This is a genomic window from Arcticibacter eurypsychrophilus, from assembly GCF_001730525.1.
Taxonomy (GTDB): domain Bacteria; phylum Bacteroidota; class Bacteroidia; order Sphingobacteriales; family Sphingobacteriaceae; genus Arcticibacter; species Arcticibacter eurypsychrophilus.
The window spans coordinates 126,343-139,266 of sequence record NZ_MDFN01000006.1; the positions used below are offsets into that span (position 1 = coordinate 126,343).

Consider the following 12,924-nt stretch of genomic DNA (forward strand, 5'->3'; position numbering starts at 1 on the left):
TATTCATTATTAGTTAATTTTCATGAGGACTTGTTGTCCGGTATAATTGATTTTAAGTTTAGAGGTAGCATCAAGAGCTAGCGGAAGCTTTTTACCGGGGCGTACCACAAATACAAGGATCGTTCTGTTTTGAAGCATTCCATTAAAGCTTCCTTCGCGATTACCGATAGTTAGCGTTTTCGCCTTTTCATTATAGTTTAAAGGAATTTTGGAAAATGCACCCTTTTCATAATTATAATTGGTGCCTTCGTCTTCATATAAAGTAAATGAGGCATCCCTACCAGCATAGATATACAAACGTAATGGATCAGCCGGTTTTTCTGATGTATATTGTAATTCCGGACCGAAAGGAATGATGGAACCTTCCTTCACAAAAAGGGGCATTCTCTCATAAGGCGCATTAGCCTGGATCTTCTGGCCTCCTTTGTTATAGGTTCCTGTATATAAGTCATACCAACCCGATCCTTCAGGAAGATACACTGTTCTGCTTTTAGCATGATATTCGGAAACCGGGTTAATCAGCAACGACGGCCCGAACATAAACTGATCTGCTATATTTTTAACTGCTGCATCGCCGCCAAAATCCATAATCAAACCTCTCATGATGGTATAGTTTTCATGATATGCTTTACCTGCCAGTGAATAGATATAAGGCATCATGCGATAACGGAGTTTATTATAATACAACATGCTTTTATAAGCAGGATGACTTTCGGGAGCAATGTTAAAAATCTCTCTGTATGGAAATTGCCCATGTACTCTAAAAATTGGAGTAAACGCACCGAACTGATACCAGCGGGCATTCATCTCGCGCCATTCATCTAAATCAGCCCCCTTAGCATTTTCAAATCTCCGTTCTACAGAAAACCCACCAATATCCATGGTCCAATAAGGAAGTCCTGATAAAGAGAAGTTAATACCTGCAGCAATCTGATCTTTCATATCATGCCAGCGGGAGGAGATATCACCACTCCAGGTAGCTGTAGCATAACGTTGCTGTCCCGCATAGGCTGAGCGAGTTAATATAAATACGCGGTCTTTTGGATTTGTCTGACGCTGTCCTTCATAGATTCCTTTCGCATTTTGTAGCGGGAAGGCATTGAAATAACGGACACCTGATCCTATTGAAGGACTAAACAAAGTTTTACGGGTCTCCAGATCCAGATTAGAATGAATATCCGGTTCTGTAGCATCCAGCCACCAGGCGTCAATCCCCTTTTTATACAATTTATTATTTAATAAACTCCAGAATCCCACTCTTGCCTGGGGATTAAACGGATCATAAAAAGTACCCGAATAACCGGTACTGATCCAGTCTTTCCTATCATCTTCAATGTTCCGCATATACAACCAACCCTTTTTCTCAAAATCGTTATATGCGTCGACACCTTTATAAAACTTCGGCCATACTGAGATCATCAGCTTAGTATGATATTTATCATGTAGCTCGCTAATCATATTCTGTGCAGAAGGAAAACGTGCCAGATCAAATTCCTGACTTCCCCATTGGTCTTGTGCCCAATACGACCAGTCTAAAACAATATTATCCAAAGGAATCTTCCTGTCGCGAAAAGTCTTTACTGTATTCAGTATTTCATCCTGAGTTTTATAGCGTTCCCTACTTTGCCAGAATCCCATTGCCCATTTGGGCATCAATGTAGCCGCACCTGTTAATAAGCGGTATCCGCCAATTACTTCATCAATATTGTTTCCGGACACGAAATAATAATCCACCTGATCACCTGCTTCTGATAGAAAAGAGATCTGATTCTTTTGCTCTTCAGGAATAGGGCTCTGCCAGTTAAATGATAGATAAGACTCCCCTCCATCCGGAATCCACTCCATCACGATAGGATATTTCTTTCCTTTAACCAGGTTAAGCTCCAATTCAATTGCCCCGGCATTCCAGGGTTGGCGCCAGCGGTCAGCTTGTAATTTTCCATCCACCCAGATCTTGAGGTAGCCGGCATATTTCATTAATAACGTATGCTGACCGGTATATGGCGATTCGATATCCCCTTCCCAACGCACCTTACCACTAGCCATTTTAAAGCTATCCGGAAAGTTCTTCATATCCTTTAAGAAAGAATAATCGATTATAGACTCCGCCCTTACAATTGGAGCTGATGTTTGCTTTAAGCTGGAATAGGTTGCCGTTAACCAGCCGGCTTGTCCTGTTTTTGAATATAACTTTAATGCAGATAAGGGTTGCAATTTCCGCACATCCCCTACCTTAGTAATCGAATAATTATCCCAAAGAATGCCATAATTAGCACTGGAAACCATAAAAGGAATAGCCACATCTGTATTGTACTGCGACAGGTCCACCTGGTGTCCCCGATAATTCATTACCCCATTCTGATGCTGGCCTAATCCATAAAAGCCTTCAGAATCACTTATTCCAAAACCCTGATTGATTTTATAAAACTTATCACCAGAATAAGAATCAGATACAAATGTTGTTCCATCCCGTTTTAGTTCCTTTAAAATAGGCCTTCCTGTTTTATCCGTAAAAGAGACTGCACCTGTTTTTAAGCTAACGTTTGCATTAATGCTCGAAGTTAATAAAACAACCTGTTCTGCATCCTGTTTCATCTCCCAACTTGTAGCCGTTTTAGGCAGTGCATCTGCAATCATTAAACTCTTATACGTATTACCAAATCCTGTTGGAGATGAAGTGACGTGTATTACTTTATCTGAGATTACGTTTAATTCGACGGTCTGCTTGATAGTAGATAAGCTTTCCTGGAAGGTAACCTGGATTCCATTATCCAACTTTTTCACAACAGGCTCCTGGGCTGAAAGAATAAATGGAGAAAAACAAAATAAGACAACGTTTAATATACTCCTGCACGTCATAATTGGTATAGATTTATAATTTTTAATGGTTTAAAAAAGACTGTATTGGTCAAAAAAGTATTCGCTGATACGATTCTAATGTAAATCTATAAAGAGGCTGACAAGGGGAGGGTATCAAAATGTTAATATATGGGTATCAAAATGTTAACCAAAAATAACTACTTAATTATCAATTATTTATAACAACAACACTAACTATATATCTCTTTTACGATTGAAAATAACACTAAAATAAAGCAATTATCAAGTTTAGCATACGTAAATTCTATTTTTTATCGATTACCAAATAGACTGATGCTCTTGCAGGAAGATCTAATTTAATCTCTCCCTGCGCCGCAACCGCATACGCTTTGATCTGTTTGTAAGTTGATGGTCCACCGGTTGTTTCGTTAGGCCCAATTGCATTTACATAAACTTTAGGAGAAAAATTGCCATTATCACTCCCTCCCGTTAATGTGTACCAATAATACCGGCTTCCCGGATTGAAGTTCTTTACCAATATTTTAACGGTTTGTGCTGTGGCCCCTTTATTAATCAACACTGCACCCACCTCACCTGAAGAATAAGATGAAGCATAAGAAACAATATCAGAATTACCCTGCACTTCAGAAGCAAGCATTCTATCGCCAAAATACTTTTGAAAATAGTACATATGATAGAAAACCGGCCTGGGGTTCCACTTCGAAGTTCCATTACCTTCATCACCCAAACCAAACATGCCATGATCATCACCATTATTGTACCCATTTGCAATATCCCAGCGGCTTGCCATTCCATACTTATTTTTAAGTAGTTCCCCTAAAACCATATCAGCATGTATCCCTACAATATTTGATACCATCTGTTTAGAACCTACCGCAAATATGTTCCATTCGGTTAGTGCTAATGGCTTTTCTGCCACTCCATTGGCCTGTGCCATTTGTTTTACATACTCAACCATGCTTTTAGTCATGGTAACAGCTGATCCGAGGATATCTGAAACATTGGAATTCGTATTATATGGCGTATAATAGGAGTGAATAATATGATAATCGGGAGTATTGCCAGCCTGACTAAGTACCCCGGCATTCCAGGTCTTATCGGTTGCGGTAGCCCATGAAGCAGGGGCTTCGGCCAATAGTTGCGCCCCGATGTATATAGTTTTACCTATGTCCTGCGCTGCTTTTTTCATCGAGTCAGCAAAAACTTTAAAGTGCCTACCGTAAAGATCACCTGTAATATACTCAGACTGCCCATCCTTATTTTGACTCAACTCAATCCGATACCCTGCCTGCCAAGTTCCATTGCTTTCGTTCCCAATTTCCCAATATTTAGTTCGCCCCTTATCATACCGAACCCAATCTGCAGCCAGATGTGCAGCTGCAGTAACAGGATTCGCGGCTGTACCATACCGGGCATAACCATAATTTACGGTAATGATTCCCGTACTTTGAGTCTGCTGTAACATGCTGTAGTAATTATCCAAAGAAAGCGTCCAGCTGGACGTATTTTTTCCATACCAATAACCGGCATCTGCAATCACATTATCCCCATTATAAATTTTCACTGGTGCATCTGCCGGAGGACTATTTACTAATGCATTCCAGAAGTAGATACTTGATATATTTCCTCCCGGAAAACGAATGATAGTAGGAGCCAAATCTTTCAGATGATTGATTAATATAGGTTCAGTAACCATCTGACCAATATAAGGGTTGGTATTTGTGCCAAAAAGATATTTAGGAACCTTAGTCAGGATGGTATTTCCATCTATTGTAACTGTAATGATTGCAACAGAGCTTGTTTGGGCAACTAAATCATAAGCAGGAGCCACAAAGTTTTTAACCACCCAATCATCTAAAAAGATTCCCTGTGTCTTGGCTGTCTCCGGATCAGCAGGAGTAGTTGGGACGATTTCAGGATCTACCTTTACTTCCTCACTGGCCTTTTTTTCCTTTTTACAAGCAAATGCAACAAGAATAAGTGCAAAGCAAATCATTCTTTTAATCATCATATTATTCCCTTTGGTTAGATAGTTTAATTATAATAAGGCTTAGGCTATAATATAATTAACGGATTCAATTGGCTAAGAATCACATGTATTCGTGTGATTCTTTTGTAAATCTATACACAGACAAATGAGGGGAGGGTATCGAAATGTTAACATTTAGGGATCAAAATGTTAACCATAACTAATCGATTGAAGATCAGGCAATTTATTCTATTGTAGAACCATTTAAATTATGATGCGTTTTGATATATGCAGACGGTAAAACACCATACTCCGCTTTAAAATATTTAGCAAAAGCTTTGGGATTATTAAAACCCGCCTCATAGGCTATTTCCGCCACGGTTAACTGCGATTTCTCCAGAAGTCTTGCTGCTCGCTTCAATCTGATACTCCTAATAAACTCAATTGGCGTTTGTCTGGTCAGTTGCAACAGTCTCTTATATAAGGCCACCCGACTCATACACATAAGCTGGCTAAATTCTTCCACAGAGAAATCCGTATTAGAAATATTCTTCTCCAGAATTATTAGTGCTTGTTGAATAAAGCGTTCATCTGCCGACTGCACTTCCACTTCTACAGGCCTTACTTCCACCTGTTTCTGATACGTTTTACGCAAAGAATCCTGACGAATCAGCAGATTTTTAATCTTAGAAAGCAATATTTCGAAGTTAAAGGGTTTAGTCATGTAGTCATTAGCACCAGTTTCCAAACCACGCAGAACCTGCTCTTCACCAGTTAAAGCAGTAAGCAATATAATAGGGATATGACTGGTCCGCTTATCGTTCCTCAATTTTGCACATAGATCAATACCATTCATTTCAGGCATACTGATATCCGACACGATTAAATCAGGATGCAGAGAAAGGGCCTTATTCCAGCCTGCCTTTCCATTTGTCGCTTCAATAATCGTATAAACCTGTTTTAAATTGTCCTTTAAGTAAAAACGAAAATCATCATTATCTTCAATAAGCAGAATAACTGGTTTCTTTAAACTAACCTTACTTTTTTCTTCTACCTGATTTTCAATATGCGCATGCAGCTCAGTTTCCAAAACCACTTCTTCATAGTCGAGCTCAGTAACATTCGTTGAAATGGAAATCAAAGGAAATTCAACCGTAAAACAACTTCCTTTACCCGGCTCGCTCTCCACTTTTATAGTCCCATGATGTAAATTCACAAATTCTTTAGTGATCGATAAACCAATACCGCTTCCCTGGTTTACCATATAGCCCGGCACCTCATTTTGAAAGAAACGCTCAAAGATCTTATCCTGTTTATTCAGGGGGATTCCTATGCCACTGTCCCTGATGACTATTATAATGGTCGAATGCTGATCATCCTGTAACTCAAACTTCAGCGCCATACTAATTTCACCACCTTCAGAAGTGAATTTAAAGGCATTGGACAAAAGGTTAAAAAGAATCCTTTCTATTTTGTCAGGATCAAAACTAGTAGTAAAGGAGCTCAGCATTGAAGTAAAGGAATACGTAATATTCTTGTTTTCAGCCAGATCAGTGAATGACTGAAAATTTTCCTTCATAAATTCAACAACATCATCTTCAACAGGCTGGAGTTTAAGTTCCTTTACCTCCATCTTACGGAAATCCATTAACTGGTTCACCAAATTCAACAGTCGTTTTGCATTCCGTTGAATCAATTGCAGATGGATCTTTTCTGCCGTATCTTTATTCTGCTTCAACAGCTTATCCAGAGGAGCAAGTATCAAAGAAAGAGGCGTCCTGAACTCATGACTCACATTCGTGAAGAACTTAATTTTCATCATATCCAGCTCATGCATCTGTTGCGATGACTGACGCTCCTGTTCCAAAGTAAACTGCGCTTTCAACTTCTGAATACCACGCCTCCGCAGAGTAAAAATAATACCAATAGCAGCAAGCAGATAAAATAACCGGGCAAAAGTGGTATTCCAGAATGGTGGAAGGATCTTAATTCTTAAATATGCTCCCCCAGGACTCCATACCCCATTATCATTTGCCGCCTTTACTTTAAACACATAATCACCCGGATCAAGGTTAGTAAAGGTTGCTTTGCGCTCCCGACTATCTGTCGTAACCCATTTATCATTAAATCCCTCCAGGATATACGAATATTTATTCTTTGCCGCGTTAGAAAAATTAAGTGCTGCAAATTCAATAGAAAAAACATTCTGATTATGATTCAACACGATCTCCTTCGTATTGGAAATTGAGTTGGTGATAACAGGATTTCCATCTATTAATTCATCCGGACAAATACTTTTATTAAACAACTGAAAATCAGTAAAAGCAACTACAGGTGATTGCTTATTGGTCTTAATGATATGCGGATCAAAAAGATTAAATCCATTAGCACCTCCGAAAATTAATTCCCCCCTACTTGTTTTAAAGGCCGCATTCTCATTAAACTCTTTTCCCTGAAGCCCATCAAGCTCATCATAATTCTTAAAATGAACCTGATAACCAACCCCTTTTTTAGATAAAATCAACCTGGACACTCCCTTAGTTGTACTCAACCACATCGCATGATTATTATCTTCCAGAATAGTTAAAATCGTATGATCTACAATTCCGTTTGTAGTTCTCAACGTATTAAACCTCGCTTTAACAGGATCATATATACTGATGCCTTCCTGCGTGCCCACCCAAATCCAGCCCCTGCTATCTAAATTCAAGGATAAAATATTATTATTGACTAGTCCCTTTGAACGAACATCACTGTAAGAATAATGTATAAACTTCCCCGTGTTCTTCAACCTAACATCAATTCCATTATCCGTTCCCAGCCATAAATTGCCTGCCCGATCCTCCAATAATGCATTGATATAGTTTGATTTTATAGTATTCGGATCCGAAGCCCTGTAATGTTTAAAAATTTTAGTACTCCTGTCAAAAAGATTCAAGCCTCCATTTAAAGTGCCAACCCATAGGCGATGAGCCGAGTCTTCCATGATTTCCCAAACCCGGTCGTCAGATAGACTGGCCGGATTCGTATCACTATGCCTGTAATTCACAAACGTTTTCCCGTCGAAACAATCCAGCCCCCCAAAGTACGTACCGATCCATAATTTTTGCTCATGATCAATACACAAACTAACCACCACATCATTACTCAGGCTGTTCAATTGAGAGACATTGTGTTTATAGGTTTTAAAGGTATTAGTCGTTCTGTTAAAATAAATCAAACCGCCTCCATTGGTGCCAATCCACAAATTCCCTGCTTTATCTTCCACAAAACGGTTCACATCATCGTAAGGCAGACTAGTAAATTCAGCTGACTGATGCCGGTAAAGTGGGAACTTGATAATATTTTCATGATAAAAGCTTAATCCCCTCTTAAATGTACCGACCCACATGATTCCTGTATCATCTTTATAAATGACAGGCGTACTGTTTTGAGCCACACTTTTCTCATCCCCTTCCCTATTGGAAAGATAACTGATGCTGCGGTTCCATTTGTTCAAAAGGTTAATCCCGCCATGATCCGTACCCAGCCATATAATCCCTTTATCGTCCTGACTTACACTATAAATATTATTCGTATTCAGCTTCAGATCACTTTTATTGGTATAATGAGTTATAGTTTTTCCCGTTTGGGAAATACAGAAAACTCCTTTTGGCCGATCTTTCGAATAAACCCAAAGATCACCCTGCCGATCAATAAACAAACTATAGCTGGCTGCATCCGTAATCGTTTTCTTATAGACACGACGATGATCACCGGCACTGAACTGCTCTAAACTCCCCTGATTATTAACCGTCCACACCGCCCCATCCACAGAAACAGCCACAGATGTAATGATAGAAGAGCCTTGAGTAGAGATAAGTTTGGCCTTTTTATCCGATTCCTTAAACTGATACAATGCATTACCAGCCAGCAGATAAAAATTCCCTTTTTTGTCGTCCCTAATATCAGTGAGAAGAGTATTGATTCCCAATGATCTTAAAAACCGCTCAGGGTGCCGATCAAAACGTTCCTTCTGCGGATCATAGATCGTATATCCCAAACGGGTCTGAACCCAAAGCTTTCCATAAGGTCCTTGCTGAATATTTAAAATATTATCGTCATTTATAGAAGTAGAGTCTTTCAGGTTATGCTTGAATATTTTAAACGAATACCCATCATATCGGTTCAATCCGGATAGTGTACCAAACCACATGAATCCTGTTTTATCTTTAAGGATACTGTTAATCTGATTATTTGATAAACCTGAAGAGATCTGAAGTTGCGAAAATTGATAAGAATGCGGCTGTGCCTGGCTATGGAATGTGACCACAATCAGAAATAAACTTAGCTTACAGGCCTTGGCGAACATTTAAAATCAGTTAGTTAAAATAGGTTACCACTTCTCTATTCGAAGATAGGATTTATTATGCTAAAGGCAGAAAAGTAAATATTATTTAACAACCAGTCCTTTCATCAAAATCTTCGTTTATTTAAAATAATTCTAAATAGTGTTTCATATTTAAGATGAGATTTGTATTTTCGTCTAAAATTAGAATCAATCTAAATAACAATGAAGAAATTTCACTCCCTTATCTTACTCACGGTATGTTACAGTCTGATCACTTTGACTGTAGTGGCCCAATCAAAAAACGGGACTATATCCGGCAATGTAAAAACTATTGACGGCAAACCTGCAAATTCTGTAAGTGTTGCACTTTCAGGAAGTAACAAAGGAACGATGACCGATGATAACGGCAGTTATACGATATCCAATATTAAACCTGGAAATTATACTCTTAAAGTGTCTTTCGTGGGTTTAAAAACGCAGAAACGCCAGGTAAGCGTCGGTGCAGGCATCAAAAGTAAAATTGATTTTACTATCAGTGAAAGCGCTTCTCAACTAAATGAAGTTGTAGTCATGGGTTCTCAAACTTTGAATAAACCTGTAACTTTAGGTAAAGCGAACATTCGCCCATTAGATCTGCCACAAAGCACAGGTGTAATTCCAAGCACCGTGATTGCTGATCAACAGGCCATTCGTCTGGGCGATGTCGTTAAAAATGTGAGCGGAGTATCTCTTACACAATCACGTGGGGGAGTTGCAGAAACGTTTTCCGCACGTGGCTATAGCATCGGTATTGCAGGCTCAGGCGGTAGTATTTTCAAAAATGGCATTATCACTAACACACAGGGTTTCCCAGATGCCAGTACATTAGAGTCCATAGAGGTATTAAAAGGCAGCTCTGCTTTGTTATATGGTAACGTGTCTGGTGGAGTTATCATTAATCTGGTAACAAAAAAACCACGATTTGACTGGGGTGGATCGGTATCTATGCTCGCCGGAAGCTATAATCAATACAAACCAACTTTAGATCTTTACGGCCCTATAAGCAAAAACCTGGCCTTCCGCGTAGTAGGCACACATGAAAATGCGGACAGTTACCGCGATGTTGTAAACGTAAATCGCACATACGTAAATCCATCGTTGCTTTATAAAATCGGAGGCAAAACCGATATCTTATTAGAAGGTGATTACCTGAAGTCAGATATAGTACCTGACGCCGGTGCAGGCATACCCAATAATCGTATCACGATTACCGAGGTACCGAAACAGCCAAGAAACAGGTTTATTTACCCAAACTGGGCTTATAATAAGACGGAACAAGGTTCTGGCTATTTAACCATTAACCACCGTTTTAATGACAATTGGAAATTAACAGCTGTCGGTGGCTTACAAAACACTACGGTTAACGGATTTGGAGTAGGTGTACCCACAACCATCGAAGCCAATGGCAATTGGACCCGTAACCTAAGTGCTGTAAAAAGTGCAGAAAAAGATTATTCTGCTCAACTCAATCTAAATGCTGCATTCAAAACCGGTTCTATCGGACACCAGTTATTGTTCGGCTCTGACTTTACCCGAATAGTAGCAAAAAATAATACGTTCAAGTACACATCCGCTGAAGGTACTGTAGGTACACGCTATGACATGATCAATATCTATGATTCAGCCACATTTAATGTTCGTGCCGATATTCCAGCCATAGCAGATACCGCATTAACCACTACTCCACAGAATCGAATGGGCATTTACATACAAGATCTGGTTAGCATTTCGAGCAAATTCAAAGTATTGGCAGGCCTAAGATGGTCTTATCAAAAAGCCTTCCAGACCACTATTTTCAATAATGTTACCCAACAGGAACGCCGTGGTTTAACAGCAGATAAAGCAGATAAAGCCTTTTCTCCCAAAATTGCATTTATCTATCAACCGGTACAAACAACATCCGTGTATGCCAGCTATACGAACAATTTCACCATTAACAGCGGTCAGGATATTTATCTTAACAATCTAAAACCATCGATTGTAGATCAATATGAAGCCGGTGTGAAAAATGAATTTCTAAATGGACGCCTATCAGCCAATCTGAGTATTTACCGCATTCGCAACAGTAACTTTGCACAGACTGCTTTACTAGACCAAAATGGAAATCAAAATACGAATACCAGTATTAAAACGCTTAACGGTCAAACGACTAGTGACGGTCTAGAAGTTGATGTAAACGGATCCCTGTCTAAAAATTTCTATTTTATTGCCGGCTATGGGTATAACTACATGCGATACACTAGTACTTCTGACACTACAGGCTCGCAGGTTGAGGGCGAAAGGCTTATCAACAACCCCGCACATACGGCCAACGGTTCAATCTTTTACACTTTTGATCAGGGAAAAGTTAAAGGTCTCAAAATTGGAGCGTCTGCATTCTATACAGGAAAACGTAATGGTGGCAACAACAATACCATTGGACTAGTGCCAGGTGAACTCAATAGTGCAAAAGTACCTGTTACTCTAGCAAACCCTCTGGGAGTTACATCATCTTACAACGCCCTATTCCCATTAACAGGTTTTACAACTGTCGATCTTTCTGCAGGTTATAGTTTCAGGCAACTATCACTGCTCGCTAAAGTGGCTAACATTTTTGACACTTTTAATTATATCGTTCATGACCGTTATAGCCTTAACCCTATCCCTCCACGCATGTTTGTTGCAACTTTAGCTTATAAATTTTAGTATATACTATTATATGATTCAAACCGGGCACATAATTGTCCGGTTTTTTTTCGAATTTTAAATCCAATGAAAAAACTGATTTTACCGGTAATCATCTTATTGTCTTTAAACGTCAGTTCACAGGTCCTGCGTAAAAGAACAATAATGCTGATGGGTAGCCGATGGGATATTACACTAGTAGCCAACGACTCTACCCTGGCCACACAAAATATTGACACCGTAATCGCCGAGGTTAGCCGCATAGAATACCTGATATCCGATTGGAAGCCCGAATCGCAAGTATCACAGGTTAACCAAAATGCAGGCATCCGCCCTGTTCAGGTGGACCGTGAAGTGTTTGAACTAACCAGGCGGGCAATCCATTTATCTCGCATAACAAGCGGTGCTTTTGATATCAGCTTTGCCGCTATGGATAGGATCTGGAAGTTTGATGGTTCAATGACGGCAATGCCAACGCCGGAAACCATTAAGAAATCGGTAGAAAAAGTAGGGTATAAAAACATCATTCTTGACAGCGCAAATTCTACTATATTTTTAAAACTAAAGGGAATGAAAATTGCCTTTGGAGCATTGGGTGAAGGTTACGCGGCGGACAGAAGCCGCGAATTAATGCTTAAAAAAGGTATTCAAGCAGGTATCGTAAATGGCTCCGGAGATATGAGCGTTTGGGGTCAACAACCTGATGGCAGCGACTGGAATATAGGAATCACAAACCCAATGAAAGAAGACACCATTATTGCAGTCGTTCCTCTGCACCAGGGATCCGTAGTCACTTCCGGCAGTTACGAAAAGTTTGTTGTCTTCAATGGCAAACGCTACGCCCACATCATCAACCCTGCCACCGGTTACCCCGCTACAGGACTATGCAGCGTAACTGTTTTCGGTCCAAGCGCCGAACAAGCAAATGGGTTCAGCACCTCCATGATGGTTTTAGGAAAGGATGCTGCGACACAGTTCATTAAAAAATTTCCCGACTATACCTATATCCTGATTACAGATAATGGTCAGGTATTTTCATCCCCAAAGCTCCATTTAAAAAAACTTCAAGCGATGTAGTTAC

The 12,924-nt window shown here is 39.6% G+C and carries 5 protein-coding genes; 2 read left to right on the forward strand and 3 right to left on the reverse strand.

Annotation, left to right across the window (positions count from 1 at the left end):
• Positions 1-9 precede the first annotated feature (9 nt).
• The 3 genes from BFL47_RS05150 to BFL47_RS05160 all read right to left on the reverse strand — a co-directional run bounded on the left by BFL47_RS05150 (position 10) and on the right by BFL47_RS05160 (position 9,161).
• Complete coding sequence (locus tag BFL47_RS05150) at positions 10-2,859, reverse strand: TIM-barrel domain-containing protein (protein WP_069658733.1); 2,850 nt, start codon at positions 2,857-2,859, stop codon at positions 10-12.
• A 265-nt stretch (positions 2,860-3,124) separates the two neighbouring features.
• The gene (locus tag BFL47_RS05155; RefSeq protein ID WP_139125765.1) at positions 3,125-4,852 is read right to left on the reverse strand and encodes an alpha-L-arabinofuranosidase; all 1,728 of its coding nucleotides are present in this window, start codon (positions 4,850-4,852) and stop codon (positions 3,125-3,127) included.
• A 202-nt stretch (positions 4,853-5,054) separates the two neighbouring features.
• Positions 5,055-9,161, reverse strand: a complete 4,107-nt coding sequence (locus BFL47_RS05160) for a hybrid sensor histidine kinase/response regulator transcription factor (protein ID WP_069658734.1) — start codon at positions 9,159-9,161, stop codon at positions 5,055-5,057.
• Positions 9,162-9,362: 201 nt separating this feature from the next.
• Here BFL47_RS05160 and BFL47_RS05165 point away from each other — a divergent pair, with 201 nt between their 5' ends.
• Positions 9,363-11,864 carry a TonB-dependent receptor gene (locus BFL47_RS05165; protein ID WP_069658735.1) on the forward strand — a complete coding sequence of 834 codons (2,502 nt, stop codon included), beginning with the start codon at positions 9,363-9,365 and terminating at the stop codon, positions 11,862-11,864.
• A 66-nt stretch (positions 11,865-11,930) separates the two neighbouring features.
• Positions 11,931-12,920, forward strand: coding sequence for an FAD:protein FMN transferase (locus BFL47_RS05170; RefSeq protein ID WP_069658736.1), 990 nt, complete (start codon positions 11,931-11,933; stop codon positions 12,918-12,920).
• The last annotated feature ends 4 nt before the right edge of the window (positions 12,921-12,924 follow it).